The 22,932-nt window shown below is 39.0% G+C and carries 25 protein-coding genes and 3 pseudogenes; 2 read left to right on the forward strand and 26 right to left on the reverse strand.

Annotated elements, in window-relative coordinates; all coding sequences use genetic code 11:
- On the forward strand, positions 1-1,938 hold the full coding sequence (locus G4D54_14875; protein QJA03632.1) for a PTS transporter subunit EIIA: 1,938 nt from the start codon (positions 1-3) through the stop codon (positions 1,936-1,938).
- A 213-nt stretch (positions 1,939-2,151) separates the two neighbouring features.
- Here G4D54_14875 and G4D54_14880 read toward each other — a convergent pair whose 3' ends face one another.
- From G4D54_14880 to G4D54_14925, 10 genes and pseudogenes are all read right to left on the reverse strand, one after another.
- Positions 2,152-2,418: a hypothetical protein gene (locus G4D54_14880; protein ID QJA03633.1), complete on the reverse strand. Its 267-nt coding sequence runs from the start codon at positions 2,416-2,418 to the stop codon at positions 2,152-2,154.
- Positions 2,419-2,787: 369 nt separating this feature from the next.
- A complete protein-coding gene (locus G4D54_14885) occupies positions 2,788-3,732 on the reverse strand; it encodes a hypothetical protein (GenBank protein QJA03634.1) in 945 nt (314 codons plus the stop codon).
- On the reverse strand, positions 3,729-4,466 hold the full coding sequence (locus G4D54_14890; protein ID QJA03635.1) for an SDR family oxidoreductase: 738 nt from the start codon (positions 4,464-4,466) through the stop codon (positions 3,729-3,731). Before G4D54_14890 ends, G4D54_14885 begins: the two co-directional genes overlap by 4 nt.
- A 221-nt stretch (positions 4,467-4,687) precedes the next feature.
- The gene (locus G4D54_14895) at positions 4,688-5,329 is read right to left on the reverse strand and encodes a flavodoxin family protein (GenBank protein ID QJA03636.1); all 642 of its coding nucleotides are present in this window, start codon (positions 5,327-5,329) and stop codon (positions 4,688-4,690) included.
- Between the two features lie 13 nt (positions 5,330-5,342).
- Positions 5,343-5,696, reverse strand: coding sequence for a TIGR03792 family protein (locus tag G4D54_14900; protein QJA03637.1), 354 nt, complete (start codon positions 5,694-5,696; stop codon positions 5,343-5,345).
- Between the two features lie 3 nt (positions 5,697-5,699).
- Positions 5,700-6,332 (reverse strand): flavodoxin family protein, encoded by a 633-nt coding sequence (locus tag G4D54_14905; GenBank protein ID QJA03638.1) that lies wholly within the window; start codon positions 6,330-6,332, stop codon positions 5,700-5,702.
- Positions 6,329-6,691 carry a TIGR03792 family protein gene (locus G4D54_14910; protein QJA03639.1) on the reverse strand — a complete coding sequence of 121 codons (363 nt, stop codon included), beginning with the start codon at positions 6,689-6,691 and terminating at the stop codon, positions 6,329-6,331. Before G4D54_14910 ends, G4D54_14905 begins: the two co-directional genes overlap by 4 nt.
- A 355-nt stretch (positions 6,692-7,046) precedes the next feature.
- Positions 7,047-7,220, reverse strand: coding sequence for a hypothetical protein (locus tag G4D54_14915; protein ID QJA03640.1), 174 nt, complete (start codon positions 7,218-7,220; stop codon positions 7,047-7,049).
- A complete protein-coding gene (locus G4D54_14920) occupies positions 7,195-7,380 on the reverse strand; it encodes a hypothetical protein (GenBank protein ID QJA03641.1) in 186 nt (61 codons plus the stop codon). The genes G4D54_14915 and G4D54_14920 overlap by 26 nt, the downstream gene beginning before the upstream one ends.
- A 113-nt stretch (positions 7,381-7,493) precedes the next feature.
- Positions 7,494-8,276 (reverse strand): annotated as a pseudogene (locus G4D54_14925) (polysaccharide deacetylase family protein).
- A gap of 74 nt (positions 8,277-8,350) precedes the next feature.
- On the opposite strand from G4D54_14925, the pseudogene G4D54_14930 reads away from it, so the two are divergent.
- Positions 8,351-9,145, forward strand: a pseudogene (locus G4D54_14930) (transposase).
- Positions 9,146-9,455: 310 nt separating this feature from the next.
- Here G4D54_14930 and G4D54_14935 read toward each other — a convergent pair.
- From G4D54_14935 to G4D54_15010, 16 genes and pseudogenes are all read right to left on the reverse strand, one after another.
- On the reverse strand, positions 9,456-9,797 hold the full coding sequence (locus tag G4D54_14935; GenBank protein QJA03642.1) for a hypothetical protein: 342 nt from the start codon (positions 9,795-9,797) through the stop codon (positions 9,456-9,458).
- 289 nt (positions 9,798-10,086) lie between these two features.
- Positions 10,087-10,704, reverse strand: a complete 618-nt coding sequence (locus G4D54_14940) for a flavodoxin (GenBank protein ID QJA03643.1) — start codon at positions 10,702-10,704, stop codon at positions 10,087-10,089.
- A 25-nt stretch (positions 10,705-10,729) separates the two neighbouring features.
- Positions 10,730-11,569: an aldo/keto reductase gene (locus G4D54_14945; GenBank protein QJA03644.1), complete on the reverse strand. Its 840-nt coding sequence runs from the start codon at positions 11,567-11,569 to the stop codon at positions 10,730-10,732.
- 6 nt (positions 11,570-11,575) lie between these two features.
- Complete coding sequence (locus G4D54_14950) at positions 11,576-12,520, reverse strand: hypothetical protein (GenBank protein QJA03645.1); 945 nt, start codon at positions 12,518-12,520, stop codon at positions 11,576-11,578.
- Positions 12,521-12,556: 36 nt separating this feature from the next.
- Positions 12,557-13,738, reverse strand: coding sequence for a pyridoxal phosphate-dependent aminotransferase (locus tag G4D54_14955; protein QJA03646.1), 1,182 nt, complete (start codon positions 13,736-13,738; stop codon positions 12,557-12,559).
- Positions 13,735-14,567 (reverse strand): annotated as a pseudogene (locus G4D54_14960) (DUF3737 family protein). The gene G4D54_14955 and the pseudogene G4D54_14960 overlap by 4 nt, the downstream one beginning before the upstream one ends.
- Before the next feature lie 209 nt (positions 14,568-14,776).
- Positions 14,777-15,928: an MFS transporter gene (locus tag G4D54_14965; protein ID QJA03647.1), complete on the reverse strand. Its 1,152-nt coding sequence runs from the start codon at positions 15,926-15,928 to the stop codon at positions 14,777-14,779.
- Between the two features lie 19 nt (positions 15,929-15,947).
- Positions 15,948-16,271, reverse strand: coding sequence for a hypothetical protein (locus G4D54_14970; GenBank protein ID QJA03648.1), 324 nt, complete (start codon positions 16,269-16,271; stop codon positions 15,948-15,950).
- Positions 16,249-16,797 (reverse strand): flavodoxin family protein, encoded by a 549-nt coding sequence (locus tag G4D54_14975; protein ID QJA03649.1) that lies wholly within the window; start codon positions 16,795-16,797, stop codon positions 16,249-16,251. The genes G4D54_14970 and G4D54_14975 overlap by 23 nt, the downstream gene beginning before the upstream one ends.
- A 194-nt stretch (positions 16,798-16,991) precedes the next feature.
- Positions 16,992-17,801, reverse strand: coding sequence for an aldo/keto reductase (locus G4D54_14980; protein ID QJA03650.1), 810 nt, complete (start codon positions 17,799-17,801; stop codon positions 16,992-16,994).
- A gap of 246 nt (positions 17,802-18,047) precedes the next feature.
- Positions 18,048-18,398: a MerR family transcriptional regulator gene (locus G4D54_14985; GenBank protein QJA03651.1), complete on the reverse strand. Its 351-nt coding sequence runs from the start codon at positions 18,396-18,398 to the stop codon at positions 18,048-18,050.
- 104 nt (positions 18,399-18,502) lie between these two features.
- The gene (locus G4D54_14990) at positions 18,503-19,117 is read right to left on the reverse strand and encodes a LysE family transporter (protein QJA03652.1); all 615 of its coding nucleotides are present in this window, start codon (positions 19,115-19,117) and stop codon (positions 18,503-18,505) included.
- An 11-nt stretch (positions 19,118-19,128) separates the two neighbouring features.
- Positions 19,129-19,350 carry a hypothetical protein gene (locus G4D54_14995; GenBank protein ID QJA03653.1) on the reverse strand — a complete coding sequence of 74 codons (222 nt, stop codon included), beginning with the start codon at positions 19,348-19,350 and terminating at the stop codon, positions 19,129-19,131.
- 69 nt (positions 19,351-19,419) lie between these two features.
- Positions 19,420-19,947 (reverse strand): serine O-acetyltransferase, encoded by a 528-nt coding sequence (gene cysE / locus G4D54_15000; GenBank protein QJA03654.1) that lies wholly within the window; start codon positions 19,945-19,947, stop codon positions 19,420-19,422.
- A gap of 21 nt (positions 19,948-19,968) precedes the next feature.
- Positions 19,969-20,532 (reverse strand): hypothetical protein, encoded by a 564-nt coding sequence (locus tag G4D54_15005; protein ID QJA03655.1) that lies wholly within the window; start codon positions 20,530-20,532, stop codon positions 19,969-19,971.
- A gap of 39 nt (positions 20,533-20,571) precedes the next feature.
- Positions 20,572-22,920 carry an FtsX-like permease family protein gene (locus G4D54_15010; protein ID QJA03656.1) on the reverse strand — a complete coding sequence of 783 codons (2,349 nt, stop codon included), beginning with the start codon at positions 22,918-22,920 and terminating at the stop codon, positions 20,572-20,574.
- Between the last annotated feature and the right edge of the window lie 12 nt (positions 22,921-22,932).

Below are 22,932 nucleotides of genomic sequence, written 5' to 3' on the forward strand. Positions count from 1 at the left end.
ATGGCTTTATTGAAGCGGCAGGATGAAATCCTGATGTACCTTTATACGCAGAACAAATGGATTACAGGAAATGAACTGGCTCAGCTCTTCCATGTGAGCCTGCGAACCATCCGCAATGATATCAGCTTTATCAATACAGAGAAAAGCAACAGCGTACTTTCCAATCGAAACAAAGGATACCATATTGCCAAGGATTTTGTATATAACGAAGCAAATAAAGCCGTTTATATGTCCAATGAACAGCGCATCCATCATTTGCTGGTACTGCTTCTCACGCATAATCAGGAAGCATTTTCGTATTATGATCTGGCGGATGAATTTTACATATCCGAATACACCATGCTGCATGATCTGGAAACCATCAAAACCATTCTGACAGAGTATTCGCAATTCGATATTTTCATCGAGAAAAAGGAAGAATACGTCTATGTCATCGATCATGCCAACAATGCCTCCCTCTTTCTGGATGCCTACTTTCATAGCTTTGATCTTTACGATCATATCATGGATTTTCAATCCTGCTTTTTCCAAATCCGTTTGACATCCATGATAACGCATATGAAGGAACAGATTTCCCCGGCTGTGTATAACCGGTATCTGACCTATAATTCCCTTCTGCTTATCAGCAGTATCGTAACAGAACAGTATTTATGCTATGACGAGATTCCCATCAAGGAAATGGATACGGAATTTCAAGCTTATCTCAATCAATTCGACGCATTCTTTTGCAAGGTGGCTGCAGAATACGATATCCATGATTCCATTCGTCTTAGAACGCTCTTTGATTCACTGATTTCACCCTTCATAAAGATCAGTATGCTGGAGTCCAATATAAAGCATCAGGTGAGCATGCAGGACCCGGATTATCAGACACTGGTTCAGATTTTACAGGAGGTTAAGCAGCAATACTGTCTGGATTTGCTTTCCAATGAAAAGCTGATTCTGGATCTCATGACTCATCTGAAAACCGCTCTCATCCGGATACAAAACGGTATCCACATCAACAATCCCCTGCTTGAGCATATCCGTATGAATTATACCTTTCTTTTCGATGTCGCATATTTCATATCGAATTTGTTTTCCCAGCAGCAATCCCTGCAATTTACCAACGTTGAAATCAGCTATCTGGTGGTTTATCTAATCGGTCCTCTGAAAAATCTGAGGGAGGATCTGTATGCGTCCTTTGCCCTTGATATCCTGTTGTATGTCAATGAAGGCTATGCCATTTTGAACAACCTCAAGGAACTAATCGGCGAATCCCTGCAGGACATCAGCTTCAAGATACAGCCGATCCTGCAATATAGTGAGCTGATACAGCAAACAGAAGCAGCAAGCTTTGATCTGGTTATCACTACGTCCCGAAACATTACACTCCCCGACACGGAAACCCTGTACATATCTTCTTCTTTATCCTCTTTGAACATAGCGAATATACGCAAGGTATGCACTCCGTTATTTGAAATCAAGCAAACCGCATATTTCGAGCGTATATTTCAATATTTTTTTCACGAGAGTATTCTGGATTTTCAAAACACCTGTGAGAGTGTTTCCGATTTCTTTTTGCAGAGCTGTCAAACTTTGCAGGATCTCCATTACGTATCGGATACCTTTTACGATCAGCTGATGGAACGGGAAAGACTGCTTTCCACATCCTTTGAAACAGGCATTGCCCTTCCCCACACCACAGAAAACAACGCAAGGAAATCCGGAATTCTGTTTGCGAAATTCCATACCCCCATGCAGTGGCACAAAAACAAAATCAAATGCGCCTTTCTGATCGTGACCGCAAAGGAGGATATTCACTTACTAAACATCATCTACAAGGTGATTGTGGATATCAGCTCTTCCAACCAGCATGTCAACCGATTATACAAATGTCAGACATCGGAGGATGTAAAAAGACTGATTTTTACGCATTTCAAAAAAATATTGAAATGACCGCATGAAAACAACAGCAAAAACTCAGGATCATCCTTACGGATCACACCTGAGTTTTTTTGTTGTATATGCATACAAGGTGAAGATACAAGGATTTCTCTGCTTCTGCATATCACGACAGCAGGAACGCTGTTGATAGTCTTTTTTCCGAGAGGGTATTTTGCACATTCACGGATTCGACATGCACAAAGCTTCTGCTGCGGCAGATACAACCTAATACAGCTTTCTTAACAAATGTATCAATACTCTCAATAAAAAGGGTATTTTCTTCAGGTTTTTACCTTTCACAGCGCACTGCATTCTCCAAATCAGCCAGCCAAACAGAGCAGCACATAGCAGAGATAGGATACAGGGAACAGGCAGGACAGCAAAAACAGAGCGTATGGCACTATAGAGAAAAACCAGCATCGTACATAGGAATACCACCTGTACATAACGGATAATCTGTTTATATACTGCATCAAATACAGAAACGGACATAGAAATGCCCCCTTTCATTGTCAGCCTTAAGGCGCTGTTTCTTCCGCCTGCTATCACCGGGCTGTCTTCGTGTTATTGAGGATGTTTTACGATAATACGCGAGTTTCATCAGTCCATCTTCCACAGGATAGGCACAAATGCGTTTTATATTTTCCCGGTCCGCTTTTTTCTTCTTTCGGGCAGCTTTTGGCAGACACCTGCTGCCGCTTTGCCTGCCTCGCTAGATACTTTGTGTACTCTGTCCGAATCGTTGGCTGATGTTCCCGGAATAGCCGCCACTTCAGACCTCATAGTCCATGCTTAACTACGCATCCGTATACGCAATAGCACCTCACAGGTTGTATTTCCAGTATCGGTTCCGGGTAAAAGCTATTCTTCACGGCCTTCTCCGATACCATACAGAACCTTGTGTCTGAGATACATATAATGACTGGAATGCAGATATACACTGATCAGGGAGGTATGCGGATGATGTACACTATCAAAGCTCTGAAAATGCTTTCCTATGGTTAATGCATCCCCTCCCAGATAGACACAGGAGTAATTCAGAAACATCTCATCCAGTAATGCATCCTGCAGCAGCAAATGCGTTAATGAGGGTGATTCTACCAGTATGCGCTGCAAGCCCAATGTCTTCAGCATCCGCATCCCCAAAACATTGTCCATAACATCAGCTCCTGTGACGACGATATAGTTTTTTTCCGGCTTGAGCGTCTGTCTGCACGCTTCAAGACTGTCGATGATTTCCACAGGCTTCAGGGAGTTATGAACACAGCGCTGCACTCCCTTTGGCGTAGTGTAAAAAATCACCGGAATTTTCCCGCAGGTAAATTCTATATGATGAAACGGCACATCACTGCCATCCAGTGTTGGAATAATATTCCACGGGATTTCCTGCATCCCCATTCTCACACGGGATTCCTCCAGCGAGGCATCATACACATGTCCGGTTCCGGAAGGCTCATTATGCAAAGTCGCAGCACCAAACAGAATCGCATCTGCACTTGCGCGCAGAACATTCAACGTATACCAGTCCGCAGCACTGCCTTCCTTTGCCAGATAATTTTTGCTTGCGATAAAGGGTCCCTCAGCAGCGTCCGGAAATGCAATCCTGCCATCAACAGAGGTAACAAGAGAGCAATACAAATACGGGCGGTCCTGCGGATGCACCGGAAATTTCAAGGGTGCGGAATATACGGTACGTAAATGCTCATCCTCGATACCGGTCTGCACAAGCGCGATATCCTCGTTTCGATACAGGCATTTCAGCTGCATGCTTTTATAATCAAATGCTGTCTTCAAAAAATCACTCATACCGCAGGTCCTCCGCATACAGGCAGACAGATGCCTGTTATCCAATCCGATTGTGCAGTGCTCAAAAATACGACGCTGTCGACAATATCCTCTGTGGTGCCGATACGCTGCAAGGCATACAGACCTTGGTATTCCTTTTGCAGCTGCTTTGGCTGTGCAGCTGCCGCTAAGCGCTTTTGAATCATAGGGGTATCAATAATGCCCGGCAGTATCGCATTGCAGCGAACCATCGGTGCATATTCCAGTGCAATGCATTCACTCAGCATATTGACAGCCGCTTTGCTTGGATTATAGGCAATTCTGTCCGCAAGCGGCTTAATACTCATATCACTGGAAATGTTCACGATTGTCGATTTCTGTTTTTTCAGATATGGGATTGCTGCTTTGCATATATAAAAGGTACCACAGGTATTTATGCGTAACACACGCTCAAACACCATGGGATCTGTCGTTTCCAGACCTCCCTCATGAACGATTCCCGCACAATTTACTAGAGAATCCAGTTTTCCAAACTCCGTGACTGTCCTGCTAACAGCATCGACACAAGCCGCATAAGCTGTAATATCACCGGAAATATACCGGAAATTTTTATGGTCAATGCCGCATTCCTTTTCCAAAGAAAAGCCGACCACGCTTGCCCCCATGGCAAGAAACCGTCTTGCGACAGCCTCTCCCATTCCACTGGCAGCCCCGCTGACCAGTGCCACACGTCCCTGCATTTGCAATTCTGACATAGCTGTTTTCTCCCTTCCTATACAGCAAAGGCTGCATACTGACGATGTCTTCGCATCTGTAGCTACTCAATCATTCCCGCATTTCCGCTTCCTCTTCCCCGGAAAATCAATACATTTGCTTTCTGCATCTTTTATGAAAGTGCAGGCCCCCAGGAGTCAGACAGCATGCTTGGATGTATGCTTTTCAGCTGTCCATATCCTGCTAATATGTACTGCCTTCCTTATGCTATGCGATTACGGTCATACTCCATGTAATTCCAGGAGCTGTAACCATAGGCACAATCCTCTCCCGCTGCCTTATCCTTGCCCCATGCATTCACGATATTGGCGATGTGTTTGCATTGCTGCATTGCATATTTATTTTCTACGGACGAAAGGATATCCGTTTTATTGGCATAGATCCCCCCCAGCATAAGAGCATCCATCTCATGAAAATAAAATTCCACCGTGGCTTCTACAGACTTTGCCATACTTTTCCAGCGGGCTCCGGTTGTCAAAACAAGGATACCCGCTTTCTGCCATGTATGCTGCTTGTCCCTGCGCACCTCATATCCATTGCGCAGGATATTCAGGCGGGATAGAAATGACATCATCGGTCCGGATACATTTCCGAACCACATCGGTGAAGCAAGAATAATACAATCCGCTGCTTCTATTTGTTCAAGAATCTGCTGAAAATAATCTTCCTGTACACAGACCCTTTCTTTCTTACATGCCTGACAGCCCAGACAAGGCTTAAGCGGCATATAATCATAAATATGGATGATCTCCACATCTCCGTGTATGCTGGCTGTCAGCTCCTTTGTCAAGAGCATCGTCTGTCCACTCTTTTTCGGTGAACCGTTTAATACAAGTACCTTCATAAGTCACCTCTTCCTATTTGATAAACGAACTGCATTCATATACATCCTGCTTCGCTGCAGGATGTTCCTCAATAAGGCTGTATCCATTGCCAAATGCTTTAGAAAATGCTGCGGCAGTTTTTTCCCATTCCCGCTCCATCATCTGTTCCCATTCTTCCATTGACCGCCAGGTGACAATGATATGCAGTACCCGCGGCGCGATATCCTGTCTCCAGATTTGCTTTGAAACAAATCCCTTCTGCTGCTTCAAAAACGTTGTCCATATCTTTGCATCCAATTTCAGAAACGCTTCCACACTCTTTTCCTGCTCCAGCTCGAGCACGAATCGCTTTACCGGATACATGGTTCCCTTTTTTGCTGTATACATAGGCTAATCCTTCTCCAGACGAACATAATTCTCTGATGCATATCCGTACTTATAATAGGCATTGGACTGTTTATCCGAATACCATGTATGCAAAGCCTCGGCTGCCCGCCTGCATTTTACAATATCCTGCATCGCTTCTCCTGCCGCTACCCGATCAACTGCCTGCGCATATACCGTATCCAGAATCAGTGCGTCCAGATGATTGAAAATGAATTCGGCAGTCGTTTCCATCGTTTTCGCCATACTGTGCCACTTTTCCTCTCCACACATCAGAAACACGCCCGCTTTATCAAACTTATGCTGCATATCCTTTCGGTAAATATGTCCGGAGGTGATCGTCTGCAGACGGGAGAAAAATGCCATCATGGGACCGGATACATTTCCAAACCACATAGGGCTGGCAACAACGAAGCAGTCCGCCGCAAAGCTTCTCTCCAGAATATCCGCAAATGCATCGTGATAAATACAGCCGGGATTTTTATGACAATATCCGCAATCAATACATGGCTTGACATCCAGATAGTCAAATACATTGATTATTTCAATGCTGCCCTGCAGATGTGTACAAAGCTCATTTACCAGTGCCATCGTATGTCCGTTACGATTCGCAGAACCAACAAAGATCATAGTTTTCATCGCTCCATCACCTCACAATGTGAAATCTTATAGGTACTGAAATTGTCTTCTATATGTAATCTGGGCCCATTTTTATATGGATAGGGAAAGATTTCGTCGAATCGTTTTCCGATATCCGCCAGAGCCTCCTTGGGAATGGCGAACCAATCCTTCAGGGTTTCCCAGATTATGATAATATGAATCTCTCCCGGATTCGCCTTGTTGAGATAGGATGTGGTGGATACAAAGCCGTCATATTTTGATAATGCGGCTGTCCAGATATCATTCGCTTCTATATATTGAATCGCTTCCTGCTCATTACGACAATAAAAAATCAAATGCTCTACAGGATATTTCTTATGTTCATATTCCATCTGCATACTGCACCCCTTTTCCTTGCTTTTGACTCCGTTTTTTATAAGCTGTCTGCTTCCATACCATATACGCCGCCTCCTTTCCTTACGCCTTCATCATATGTTGAAATCAGCCCGCTTACAAATCATCGTTTGCACTTCCCGCATAGGCAATACGTCCCTTGCAGCAGAGCTGAGTGAATAATCTTGCTCATACGGATACCAAAAAGAAGACCCCTGCATCACATACAGGAGTCTGTTTGTTATATGAATCGCCTGAAAAAGATATCAGCTGTTAATCACCGTATTCTTCGTAGTTTCTATCGGTTTCATCATAGTCGAATGCTTCCGCAAAATTCTCACGCAGATCATCATTACGCAGTCAGCAGTTTCTCATACAGCGGCGATACTGGTCACGGCAGTGATCCTCACAGCTTGGACGCGGCGGACACGATCTTGGCGGGCATGGACGATTATTTCCACAGCCGCAGCCCTGAGAATTTCCGCTGTTTCCACAGCCGCAGTCATTGTTATGATGAGCAGCCATAGCTGCCATGATTTCCACCGCATCCCGGACGGTAGGTGTTGACACAGGAGCAGCGGGAACGGCGTTCCGTATTGTAGCCGGACTGGTTTACCATAATTCTTTCTCCATTGCGTGCACAGGAAGACCCGCGTCCGCTGTTGGAAGAACAATTGCATCTTGAGTTATACATGTAAGATTTTCTCCTTTATATGAGATATCATCCATCTCAATCCACTATATGCAAATGTCTGATGCCCAACATAAGCGTATTACAATGGTGGAGGGAAAATCTGTGTATTTTTCTTACCTGCTTTCCAGCATGGCACGAAACACATCCAGTCTGGTATAGGCGTTTACATTGAAACGCGGCAGTGCATAGGAATCATCACTGTGTTTAGCCTTGCGATTCTCATTGTATCCAAAGGCAAGACGAGTGCCTTTATCCTTCAGAATTTTCTGTATCCTTTTATTATATTTACCATACGGATATGCATAAAAGGTGATAGAGCCCTGCTTTGCGGTCCCATCGCAGTTGCTCATAATTCAGCTGGTTGATTCGAAAGCCATCCCCATCCTTATGATGGTGATCGTAGGAATGTGAATAATACTGCAGTACGCGTTCATCCTGCATATCCTCATGAGAAGCATGCTGGCGTATTTCAGGATGATAGAGACCATGATGCTCATCGATGGCCGAGCCTATCACAAAAACTGAACCGGTAAAGCCGTAGCGCTTCAATACCGGCAGTGCAAATTTCGTTGTGGAATAAAATCCGTCATCAAAGGTGATGGCGATACTCTTCTCCGTTAGCTCCTTTTCCCCCTGCTTCCATGCGTACACATCCTCCAGCGTTACGCTGTGATAGCCCTCCTCCTTCAACAGCTTCATCTACTGTTCGAACTCAGAAAGTGAGACCACCCACATATTGTCCGGGAAGAAGGCCTGCAAATCCCTGTCCGGTATGATATGATGATAGCCGATGATTGGTATGCTTTCCTCATGGTCAAAGGCCTGCAAAGCGCATTTCCCGCATACAGCAGAAGCAGAATGCACAGCAGGCTGATGGATAGTTTCTTCTGGCGCATTCCTACACCTACTTCAGAAACAGGCGAACAAGGCGCTGCTTACAGCCAGTATAAGGATGGTAGCGAAAGGGCAGATCGATCTCAGAGAACTGGATGAAAATGATCCTGAAGTATACAGATCCATTTACTATAAAGAAGTCCCAATCGAGTCAAAGAAGTTATCAGAGACGATGATCGTAACGTATTCGCCTAAATATAAGGCTTATCAAGCAAAGATTAGACAGGGACAGATCGAACGTGCTATGAAGATGATCAATGATAATGGAAAAAAGTTTAAGAAGAATAGACGCAACCCTAATGATCCGGCCAGATTTATAAAAAAGACTGCGATCACTGCGGATGGTGAGGTGGCAGAAGAAGAATATTGTCAGCTCGATCAAGCAGCTATAGATAAAGAGGCGATGTATGATGGGTTCTATGCAGTAACGACAGATATAGAGGGAGATGTATCTGAGATCATCGCTATCAATGAGAGAAGATGGCAGATCGAAGAATGTTTCAGAATAATGAAGACGGACTTTGAAGCACGACCTGTATACCTGCAGAGAGAAGACAGGATAAAGGCCCATTTCCTAATCTGCTTTCTGGCATTGCTGATATATAGGATTCTGGAATTCAAACTGGACAAGAAATATACAACAGAGAATATCATAGATACACTGAAAAGCATGGATGTATGTGCACTTGACGCATATGGCTACATTCCAATTTATAAAAGAACAGATTTGACGGATGACCTTCATGAATTATTTGGTTTCCGTACAGATACTCAGATTATCAAGAAGGCTAAAATGAGAAGTATCATTCATGAGTCTAAGATTGCCAATCAATTACTATATTCCCCTGCAAAACCAAAAACTCAAGATTAACCCTTAACTAAAGGGTTTTCTTGAGTTATTTTTTCCTTAAACTGTCAAAGAAGGGATTATATGATAACCTGTTTAGTTCCAGATGGCAAGCCCTTTTCACAAATTGACTATGATAAGATGATTGACGACATTCCTTTCCATCAATTGTGCTGTTCCTGTGGTGCCCATGGTACTCTCATTAGACATGCTTATTATACAAGGCATTTGAAACTTGTAAATCATACATGCTGCCTGTGTGTTCTTCGTGTTAAATGTAAATCCTGCGCATGCCATCTTGCCATCCTGCTGTGTCCCTTACTCACAGCTGTCATTATCCTGTCAGATCCAGATTCGCTGCACCTTTAATATTCTTTTTCCACAACCCACATAGCCTGCTTCTAAGGTCTTTCATCGTTGCTCGTTCCTTCTTTATATAGACATCATATAATATCTCACGCTCTTTATGAGGCAACTTTTCAATCCTATTCTCTACAAACTCCAAATTGTCGTTGATCCTAATAATATCTCTTTTCAGAAATGATGTATTGATTTCGATATCTTGTGTTTCCAGCAATTTAAGATAACATTCCTTCAATTCTGAATCTGATTGATAACTTTCCAGAATGAATTTCATTGTCATATGTTTTCTAGTATAAAGATAACCATATCTCATGATGTTCACCCTCCTCCTGCAGTTACATCTGACCTTATGAATCATTGATGCAAAAAAACCTCTTGAATTGGATATTCAAAAGGTTTTTAAAATCAATATTTATACTCCTTACGGCAAAAAAGAGCCTTGCAGCTCCTTTCCAACTATATTCATAAGCAGTGATATGCTTTAACATTTTATTCCAATTTACTACAGGAACAGTTAATTTAACAGGATAACAGGAATGCGACAATAATATAGATTCGGTTAAAACTAAAAAATGACAAAAATTCATTTATTCTAGCTGATTTTACTGAATTACCTTGCTTAACCAATTTCGAATTTCTTCTTTGTTTTCAGTACCATTAAAACGATATCCTTCTAACCATATTGAAGTATTTGATGTCAATGATTGAAGATTTACAGCACTTGTTCCCACACTACTACTGTGAGATGTACAAAACGGTATGATTATTTTATCACTGAAATCATAACTTTCCAGGAATGTATTCAATATTTTAGGAGCCTGCCCATGCCAAAACGGATAGCCAATTACAATCGTATCGTATTGACCTATATTGATTGTTCTATCCATCATCTTGGGACGGCTTAATGGATCTTCTTGCTCTCGGTTAGCTCGACAGTTTGTGTTGTAATTCAAATCCTCTTCAGAATAAGGTATTTCTGGCACTATTTCATATATATCAGCAGATAATACTTCTGCGGCGTTTTCTGCTATTTTTCGGGTAGTCCCTGTAGGTGAAAAATACACAACTAGAACTTTCTCTCCTAGACTTGTAATTTCTTTCTCAGTTTCCTTTACTTCTCCTTTGTCTATTGGAACGATATTTTTGTTATTGCTACATGATGTAGCTAATAATCCAATAACAAATATCATTACAAAAGAAGCTATTGTTTTCTTTTTCATGTTACCCTCCAGCTAATTGAATCCTTTAATAGCAATCATGTTTTTCATCACGATTTAATGCATTGATACGCTCCATTTCTGATTTTGATAGCTCAAAATGGTAAATTTCTGTGTTTTCTTTAATATGATCAGGATTACTAGAACCAGGTATAACAACGACACTTTTTTGAAGATTCCACCTTAAAATAATTTGTGCGGATGTAACTTTATGATTTTCTGCAATTTCATTGATGACTTCATCATCTAAAAGCTCTTTTATGTGGCCCCTGCCACCAAATGGATACCATCCCTCTACAACAATATCTTTTTCCTGTATAAAAGGTATGACTTCATTCTCTTGATAATAAGGATGTATTTCATTTTGTACTACAGCAGGCGTAATAGACACTTGTGGTAAAAATGTTTCTAATTCTTCAACATACCAGTTTGATAAACCAATAGATCGTATTTTACCCATTTCCACATAGCTCTCCATGGCTTTATATGCCTTTACATCGTCAACTCCCGGATGATGCAAAAGTAACAAATCGATATAATCAACATCCAGTTTGCCCAAGGCTTCTTCAATAGCTGCCTCTGGATCACTGAACTGATCCGGATAGAGTTTCGTTGTTATAAAAAGATTTTCTCTTGGAACACCTGAGGCTTTTATTGCTTTTCCTATTGCTTCTTCATTGTCATATGCATGTGCTGTATCAATCAGTCTAACTCCAGACGCAAGTGCACTTGATACAGATTGAACACATATTTCATCTTTCAAACTATAGGTTCCCAGTCCATTCAAAGGCATTTCATAACCACTATTTAATGTAACTGTCTTTTCATCGATATCAAAAATAGCATCAGTTTCATTTATGCTATTCATTGTGTTTTATTTAGATTCTGTTAATATATTCATTACATCTTTATTTACTGCGAACCATGTATTTACTTCTTCACTACTTTGACCACCATGATCACTGCCACTACCTCCATGATCTGTCGTAATAATAATCAACCAATCTTCTTCTTGATAACTATCACGCTCATAGATTGCTTGTAAAAGTTTATAACCTTCTCTATCCACTTGCTGCGATGCGCCTACATATTCATCCACATCATTTCCATAACCAATGGAATGTCCTGCATGATCACTATACTCCAAAGTCGCAAAGATGACGTCATAGGAAGAATCGGATGTATCCTGCAACGCTTTTTGCAACGTTTCTAATGTTTCCGCATCACTGTCCATTTGCTGATAGACCGCTTTTCCCTCAGCATTCATAATATCTTCTTGGTAAGTAACATCGAAATGAGGTGCCCAGGAAGCAATAAAAGTAGATGGATATCCCGCTGATACTGCATCATTCAAAAAAGTGGCTGTACCTGCATCCTTTAGACCAGTATTATCTTGAACACCTAATTGATATGCCCATTTGCCGCTCAGTATTGATAACCAACCTGGAGCAGTACTTGTATCTTGGTTTCCATTAGCACCTGCATAACTATGAAATAGTCCGCCTTCCTTAGCTATCCTTTTTACGGCACTCTGTTCCATACCAAATATATTTTCTAACGCATCTTCACGATAACCATCATAGCCCAATACCAGAACTTTTTTTTGCTTACCTTCATTCTTGTCTATAAGAAAATCTGCAACGATGTCATGAATAGCAGTCTGAGGATATCGATCAGTTGATTTATATTTTATTTCTGACAGATCAACTGTGGAATCAGTAAGCACATCATAGCAATTACAGTGTGCATTCACCTCTAAAAATGATGTAGGAAGTATCATTGCTATAACAGCAAGAATAACTTTTGCACTTCTTATCATTTTTCCACGTCCTTTCTTCGTTGCGTAATTCGTATTTTAGCATAGTCTTATATATTCTTCCGTAAATTCTTCGATACCTTCTTTCAGTCTTTTAAGGCCATCCATCATCCGTTCCTGTGGACATGCCACATTAATTCGTATAAAATCCTCACCATTTTTCCCGAAACCGGCACCATCTGAAATTAGCAATTTCTTCTTTTCTCGAAGATACTTACAAAACATATCCACAAATGGATGTATCGTGTGACAGTCAATCCATAAAAGGTAGGTTGCTTCAGACCCGACTAACTGTATTTGTGGTAAGTTTTCTTTGATGAATTGCTTTGCTGCTTTTTTATTTTCGCTGATATAAGTTCTCAATTCATCTAACCATGAGGCACCATCAAGAAAGGCCGCAATCGTTGCCTCACAGGAAAATACATTTGGTTCTGCAACCTCGTCATTGTTTAGCCCTCGCCAAACCTTATGGCGAATTACAGAATTAGGAACTACAACACATGCAGACTGTAATCCCGCTAAGTTGAAAGCCTTACTGGCAGAAATACAGGTAATACTGTTTTGCTTACACTGTTCATTCACTGATGCAAAGGGAGTATAATTGTATCCTGGCTCGGTTAAATCACAATGTATCTCATCACTTACAACAAGTACATGATGTTCATAGCATAGTGCTCCAATTCTAGTCAATTCTTCTCTGCCCCATATTTTCCCAATCGGATTGTGAGGGTTGCATAAAATCATCATCGTTGTCTGTGGATCCTGAAGTTTTCGTTCTAAATCCGTAAAACTTATGTGATAGGTACCATCTTCATATACAATATCTGATGAGATGACTTCCCTTCCATTGTTTAATATTGAATTGTAGAAGATATTATATACCGGCGATTGAACCAATATCTTCTCTGCAGGTGATGTCATCCTTCTAACGATGGATGATATTGCAGGAATTACACCACTGCTGAACATCATCCAATCTTTATCTATTTCAAACTGATGTCGTTGTTTCCACCATTGCTGATAACTCGTGAAATAAGCTTCAGGAAGTTCACTATATCCATAGATACCCAAAGTTGCTTTCTTTTGAATAGCTTGCTGAACGCATGGAGCGGTTTGAAAATCCATATCCGCAACCCACATCGCGATTTCATCTTCTTTTACATTCCATTTCATGGAATTGGTGTTTCTTCTGTCAATTAACGCATCGAAGTTAAATTTCATGCAAGCACTTCCCTTGTTTCAATTTTTGTTTTTGCCGGATCAACATATGCTTCCTCAAAAATAATTTCTTTGATTTCTTCTGCACGAATCATTCCTTCATAAGGATTTGTGATACTGTCAATCGTTGATACAATGTCTGCTTTGACGGTTGAATATTCAAAAGCCAGTGTTGTGTTCAATAGTTTACAGTTTTCAAGTTCAACATTATCCATATAACACATGCCCTGTAAGCTATCAATCGTACAATTGACAAAGCGTACATTTTTAGAATTCCAACCAAGATATTCACCAATGATCAAAGAATCATAAACTGTAACATTTTCGCAATTCCAAAATGCATCCTTTGATAAAAGTTTTGCATTATGAACTTCGATATTCTTCGCACCATCAAAGGAATAGTTTCCAGAAAGGGTAAAGTCTCTGAGTTCATTGCAAAATAGTTTCCACATGCTGTTACATCCTTTAATTTGATATCTTTACAATTCCAAAATGTTTCTTCTGCATTTGGAAGCTGCACATTTAACAAGGTAACACCCTCACATCTGCGGAATGTCTTTGGTGCCTGAATAAAACAATTCTTCATTGTAATATTTTTTGTATACCAGATTCCTGATCTCGCTGTTTCCATCAAGGTTGTGTGAATACAGTAGATATCTTGGCTGTACCATAATGGGTATTTCCACTTAAAAGTACTATTGTTTAATTTTATATTCCTACTTTCCTTCAATGGAGATTCTCCATCTGCAAATGTACAATCTTGTACATCCTTATCTAGTGCATGAAATAATGCTCTTTCACCTGTTAAATACATTTGTTTGATCTGTTCCAATTTGAACTCCTCCTATTTGTTATTTTACTTCTTCGTTATATGTGTTGAAATTTCGTATTTCTCGACAATCAACTTATCTTTTTTTATAGCCCTTGTACAAAATTCCAGATTGTCTATCTTTTTATTTTAACTTATAACTAACACATCACTATAATGCAAAATTACATGACATCTTATCTTTTTAAAATCAAAGATATCGATACATGTTTCTATGAAATCTGACGATATTTCACAATTCTCAATAAAATCAATAAAAAACTCAGTACCAGCAACAACATACCTCCAAAAATTGCATAATTGATTCCCACAGATGTGATGAACAATCCACACATTGTTGTTCCTATCGTTGTTCCTAAATTTGTTGCAGCTAAGAATAATCCATTGCCAAATTCAGGAGAATCAAAGGTTACACTCGTTATCCAATACTGATTGATATTTCCAGCTGCTCCTGCAAGCACACCCCATATGAATGTAAGAATTACCATCGGTATCGTAAGCTCTCCCATGAAAAACAGTACGATATAGACAATTCCGAGGAGAATGGGAAAGTGTCGTACAAAGCGCAAAGGTCTTCTGCTTAATTCTTTACCACCAATCATATTACCTGCAATATTGGCAAGACCGTGTACCAGCAATACGATACTAATGGTATTTTCTGACATCTTAGTTACTGTTCCTAATATTTCTGCAAGGTAACTATAGACACCAAATATAGAACCATTTAGAAATACAACGCCGAGAATTGAAATCCAGGTAATCGGAAATTTCAAGCATTTCAATTGCTCACCATATGTCAAACGCTCTGAAACAGACTGGGTTGGAATGAATAGGAAAGTTGTTACCAAAGCAATTGCATTAACGATTGCAAAGAAGAGCATTCCTACCTTCAATGATGTTGAATTTGCGATAAAGCTAACGATAGGTACTCCAAGTACCATTCCTGCTGATACACCCATCAAAACTTTCGATACTGCTTTTGGTGCTTCTTTTTCCTTCACAGATGATCCAGCAACTGTAAGTGCTAATGATACATAGATTGGATGAAAAAACGCAGGTAATACACGAGCGACTAAAGCAACCATAAAATTAGGCGCGAATGCTGCAATTATATTACAAATTGTAAACATACCTAACACCGTGATCATTGCTTTTTTTCGATTCATTCTTGAGAATAGTAGTGGCATGGTTGGTCCGGCGAATGCTACAACTAGTGCAAATAAGCTTACCAATAATCCAGCATCAGTAATGGTAATACCATAATGGGTTGATATTAGGGGCAAGATGCCAATGATTCCCATCTCTGTATTGATAATGCTAAAAACGCCTAGTGTTAAAATAAATATAATCAATTTATTTTTCATAATATCTTTCCCTTTCCTGTTAACTTTCCCAAAATATTTGAAGACTTCTTTCCTGCTCTTTAGGATATTTTACATAACCTACAGGAATCATTTCACCAGTTGCATGATGCATGAGTTTTGCAAGTTCTTCTCCAAATGCGCCACATACCTCAATAGCTCCAAAGCCTTCCTTTGTCAGCTTCTTTGCTAATTCAATTGCTTGATCCGCTGAACAAACTGTGAATATATGATGCTCAATACCTGGAATATTTAATTGAGTATCTTGTGATGTGAAATCTTCGTTCATCAACATCATTGCATATTTTTTTACTGATCCATTCTTATACATGACTACCCATCTCATATGCCGCCTGTAAGGTTTCTGGATGTGTTAGAATAGCATTCATGGCATCAGATGCCGTCCCATATACAACTCCTTTTAATCTTGCTTCTTCAAAACAGTCGATCCATCCCTGCAATCCTTTAATTGCACCATCCATCGCACTTTTTTCACCATCCGCAGCACTCGTTAACAAATAGATATCGCGGAATTTGTATGCGATTGGAAACAGCGGATTGCTTCGATCAAGTAATGTCTTCATTTGACCACTCATCTCATAGAAGTAGATAGGTGTTGCAAATGCAATCACATCGGCTTCTGCCATTTTCTTTATAATTGCATCGGCGTCATCCTGAAATACACAATGCCCTTGTGTACTGTTCTGACATGCTAGACACCCTTTACAAAAATGGATTGCTTTATCATACAACGTAATTTTTCCAACAGTATGACCAGCATCTTCTGCGCCCTTTATAAATTCATCTGCAAGTTGATCAGAGTTACCTTTTTGCCGCATACTTGTAGATATAACTAATACTTTTTTATTCATAATGTTCCTCCTTGTTTTCTTTACACTTATAGTATAATGCCTTCTTTCATAAATGTTAAATACCTATATCAAATATATTGGCATAACCAAAAAGCATATGTAATTCATTTGTTCAATAGGAGAAGAGACAATGCTATAAAAAGGCATCCAATGAAGAATACCTGTGCTACTGATATAGTTCTTTTCAATCTCTACTAAAAACTTAAAGTCCATGAAAACAATGTTTCATTCTTATCTAATTTTCTTATTTCTTGCATTTCTATATCCGATAATTGAAAATCAAAAATGCTTATATTTTCTATTAGCCTCTCCCCTCTTTTAGATTTCGGTATTACAGAAATACCTCTTTGCGTTAAAAATCGAAGTGCTATCTGCGATGCTGTCTTATGATACTTATAAGCAATCTCCTGTAGTTGTGGATGATGCATGATATCCGCTTTCCCTTGAGCCAGTGGAGACCAAGCCTGCATAGCAGTTCCTTGAGAGTTTAAATAGTTTTGTAGATCCCATTTTTGATAATATAGGTGCGTTTCTACTTGATTTACAGATGGAACAATTGAGCATTGTTTTATCAACGCTTCAAACCATTCTTGATCATAATTAGAAACCCCAATCGCATGAACTTTTCCTTCTCGATATGCTTCTTCCAATGCTTTATACATGTCATTCCCCTCTGCATATGGCTCATGAAGCAATAACAAATCGATATAGTCTAGTCTTAAATTACACAAAGATTCATTGATTGCTTTTTTTGCTGCATCATAACTATTTGTTTTCCGATATAGCTTCGTAGTAACAAACAATTTTTCACGTTCTGTGTTACTTCGTTTGATTCCTTTGCCAACTTCTTTTTCATTTCCATACATCTGAGCAGTATCAATTAAACAATAGCCAAGTTCTATTGCAGTCGCTACTATATTTACACACTCTTGTCCGTTTAAATTCCATGTACCCAATCCAAGCAGTGGCATCTCTATCCCATTATTCAATGTAATATACTCCATCATATATCCTTCTTTCATAATTGTTGTATTATAGAATTTTGAAAATGTATCGTTTCTGAATAATTGATCATCAATATGGTATCAATTATGCTATTTTGCTGTATACAAGCCAATCTATTTTCATTACAATAGTTATCTGTTGTAAAAAAATATGAAGACCACCATATAACAGTATGAAATAACAACACAACCAAAAAAATGATACTACGTCTTTTCTCTTCATAACGCTTCTCCCTTACTTAACAGTCAATTCATATCTGATTTCAATTCATGTAAAACACAGTCAATACAATCCATGACTTTTTTTGTCTTATGGACATTCTCTAGATTTTCATCACGATGTTTCCGTAAGATTTTAATTCTTGCGGAACGAGTATCTTCATCAGATAGTTCCAAAAAAATATATTTTTTTATCGTCTTTACATCAAGTCCCAAAGAATGTAGACATATACAGGAATCTAACCTTTGCACTGCCTCATTTCCATAAACATCATCCTTTATATCTGCTTTTAAATCATCTAAAATTCCTTCCCTTATAAATTGATAGACGAGAGCTATTGGAATACCATACTGCTTACATAACTCCTCTAATTTCATGTTGCTTATCCTCCATTTTATATTCTCAAAAATGATTACCTTCTGGGCAATCTTTACATCATAGGTACCTATAAATATCCCAATTATTTCTTTTTTGAAATTTTCTATAATGTCTTAATACAAACACAACAGCTAAATACGATCAAAATCAAGCCAAACAATACATTTAATCTATACAACCATTTCTCCGTCAATTTCTTTTTCATAAAATTAACAAGTACCACAAGCAATAACCACCAACATAAAGTTCCAAGAAATACTCCAGTGACTAATTGTATTCCATCAATGAAACCAGGTGTACCGTTAATACCGAATACAGAGAATGCAAATAGAAAGGAAATGATTGCTGCTGGATTTGTAATTGCCACTGCAAAAGAAGAAAGAAACATTTTCAAATAATCTTTCACATCAGCTTTCTCAGTAGATAGCATCATTTCTTTTTTTGTGATCATTCTTATCGCTATCAAGATCATCAAATATGCGCCAATCAGATGGATTGGCATTTGGTATGTCAAAAGAAAATCAGAAATCACAGTCAATCCAAAAGCTCCAACACAAGCATATAAAACATCCGCTAAGGAAGATGCTGCTCCACTGATGAAACCAGCGACTACGCCATGATTGATCGTTCGTTGTATACTCATAGCTCCTACCGCACCGATTGGCATACCAAAAACCAAGCCAATCAGCACTCCATTTACGAAATATTCAATAATCATGAATTCCTCCTTCATTTCTTTTTTTCTATTTTATAGATTAAATAATCAATATTATCAATAGATTTACAATCCTCATCTATTTCTCCTTGGAGTTCCTGTCGATATTTATCGAATGTCTGTATCATCCCCACTTTATTTTCTTTTTCATCTGTTTTCGTATACACATCAATAATATCTCTTCTACATCCACATTCTTCCATCTTTAAGATGTTTTTATCTGTTTTCTCAACCATATGACCACTTCCCTTTTTCTTATCAATTGTATCGATCTTAAATATAACCGTAAGACATGTTTCCTATGCTTATGTCACTGTATTGTTTCTTACAATTCTTCCAGGAATCCCTACCACAGTACAATTATCGGGTATATCTTCTAAAACAACTGAGCCTGCACCAATTTTACTATTCTCACCAATTGTTACTGCACCAAGAATTTGTGTACCAGCACCAACCATGACATTATCCTTTAAAGAAGGGTGACGTTTTCCTTTGTCCTTTCCTGTTCCTCCAAGTGTTACACCCTGATATAATGTAACATTATCGCCAAGAACTGCTGTTTCTCCAATCACGATGCCATTTCCATGATCAATAAAACAGCCTTTTCCAATAACAGCGCCAGGATGTATCTCAATGCCTGTTTTCTTAGCTCCATGCTGTGATATCCATCTCGCCATAAAATATCTTTCTTTTAGATATAAACGATGTGCCAAGCGATAATGGAGTAATGCCTTGAAGCCAGGATATAATAATACCTCAATTGGAGAGCGAAACGCTGGATCTCGCCCTTCAATCACATGTATTTCTTCTTTCACGTATGAAATCAATCCCATAAATACACCTCCGTGAACAACTTAATTTACAGGTCGAATCGAAACAATTTTATTGCTCCACCCTTCTACAACTGGATTGTTTTCCACCGCAGACACAAATTCTTGCGTCGCATCAAAAGTTCCCAGTTTTGTATACTCGCCAGTTACAGTTGCATCTTTATAAAACAGCACGATACGATTTGGTGCAGAGTAATAAACTTCTCCAGCCTTCTCAGAAGTGATTGTTTCAGGATTAGAAGGAATTTCATAGCGATCTGGAATATCATAATATTGCATAACTTCATAGTTTTCATAGTCATCATAATGGTAGATTGGAAGATTCCAATCGCTTGTTCCTACATATCTTGATATTGCACGTGCCGTATCATTATCATATAAGTTCATTGTGAATGGTTCTCCATCACGCCCGAAGCTTACTTCTAGTTCTGGTATAAATTCTGTTGGTACTGATGATGATGCATTGGTTGTTGGTGTATTTGCAGATGATGATGACGATGTATTATTATCATCAGAACTACTGCATCCAGCCATTAAAAATCCTGCTGCTAAGATCATACATAATACTCTTTTTCTATTTTTTTTCATAGATGTGTTCTCCTTTCGCATTTGTATATGCGTGTTTATTTATTCAGAAATTAATTCATTGATATTTAATTTTTTTATTTTTCTTGATGTCAGATATGCAAACAGCATGAACAATTCTGAAACGATCATTCCAGGTAGGATGATAGATATCACATCCGGATGGGAAGCAAAGTTACTGATTCCATATAATTTCATTAAGCTGCCAATAAGTGTATCTGTAAACAGAAAACTCATGAATGTTCCAATCATGGAACCTATTCCTGCAATGATTCCATAACGAATCGCGAATGTGAAACGCAATTGTCCTGTCGTAAATCCTAATGCTTTATAAACTGATAGATTTCGTTTTTCTGATATGAATATCTTGTTTCCCGTAAGAATCGTAACAATCAATATAAATACTGCTGTCACTACATACATGAAAATTAGCAGCATCTGCATCGCAGTGATGATACTGAATAAGCCTGGCCATGTGTTTTCATGAAGATAGACATCTCCACCATAAGCTGCTTCCAACGCATCCATCAAACCCTGTTTTTGATTTGCATTCTCCAAAAAATAATGGTGACACCACATATCCGTAGTTATGTTACCAATTCGTTGAAAACCTTCCCTGCTCATTCCAATATTTCCGCCCATTTCATTTGCACACTGATAGATTCCCGCAATGCGATAATCTGCCGTTTGCCCATTATAGGAAACAGTGATTTGATCATCTACATGTAGGTTACGATCTGCCGCTATCATTTCTGTTATTACGATATCATTCGCATTTTGAATCGTAGTACCATTTTGTATATGGAAGCGTTGTGGCTCTGTGATCACATTTGCTGTATAGTCCACACCGTCAACGGCCACACCTGGCATTGCCAGAGCATAACTATCTATGGTTGATGTATAATTTTGAATCAAGTTTTCCATTTCATCTTGTTCATGTTGTCCAAGCAACTGTACACCAATATCAAGATCTGAGGGATTAAATGCATCCATCATGCCTTTTCCATCTGGACCAAGCCACGTATTCATTCTGCCAATCATTGAAATGATGAACACCAGCAACACAGTAGTGACTCCGACACTTAAATATCGCCGTTTTCCACTCAGCAACTGACGCATAGAAATGCTCAACATCAACCAACGCCCACGTAATCTATTTGTTTTCTTGCTAGTAGAGTTCCCATTTGTTTCTTCTTGTATCACCTTTACTGGCGGTATTTTATCAATTTTCCTTGTTTTAAAATGGATAAATCCATAGAAGACAAACAATATACCAAGAAGAATGAAGAACCACAAAAGTATGTGAGGTGTTGCTGGTGTCTGTATACCTGCAAAAGATATCATCATCTTACTAATTACTGGAATCATTGGAAGTGACAGTAATATTCCTACTGATAATCCAATAGCGATGACTAGGAGATATTGCATTTTCATATTCTGTCGAAGTACGCCTCCATTGTAACCAATCGTTTTCAATATAGCCATATTTTTTTGATCCTGCTCGATGACTGCACTGATACTATATCCTACAATAATCATTGATATGATAAGTAGGATCAATGCAAAGGAAAAAAACAATCCTGTAAATGCATTCTGCAATATGAGCATGAATCCTAATATTGCTTCTTTGCTGTGGACAAACTCCGTATACTCACTTAACTGTGTTTCACTATTTAAGTATTGATTGAACTGCATATTGTTTAATATACTTTGATCACTTTGCTTAACATGAATCATTTGCCCTGTTCTGGCAAGTGCATCCATATCCGCCTGATTGATTCTTTCAGCAGCCTCATCATAATCAATCTGACTAATCAAAAATCCTTTCATACCAATCATAGAACTGCCCATGAAAGGATCTTCATACATTCCTTTCACAGTAAATGTTTTTTCATTTCCTGCTCTTCCTATTGCAAAACTTATCTCATCACCAATGGAGATATCAAAGGTAGAACGTAAGGATGGGGATATATAAATTTCACCCGCTTGAATGCTTATAGATTCTTTTTGATATCCATTCATTGTTTCATTGAAGATACGATATGGAAACTCTTGTGGATTGTAGACAATCAACTGTCCTTCACTATCTGATTCTGTGTCATTGATGATGTAATCCGAATAAATCAGCTGTTGTACAGAAACAGATGCAACATCCTGCTGCTGATTGATTTCTTCTAATAATTTATCCTGATCAGGAATGCCTTGTGTCCATACCGTGATATCACCATACTGCAAACGATCCATCTCTGTTGTAACATAGGAATTGGTGTTCAGCCAAAGTGTTAAAACGCTGATCAGCGTAAGGGATACCATCCCCATGATAGCGAATATTCCTATCATCACTGCCTTATGACGTTTACTATTTGCCTTGATCAATATTCTATTTTTCATGCATACACCTCC

The organism is [Clostridium] innocuum (assembly GCA_012317185.1).
Lineage (GTDB): Bacteria > Bacillota_I > Bacilli_A > Erysipelotrichales > Erysipelotrichaceae > Clostridium_AQ > Clostridium_AQ innocuum.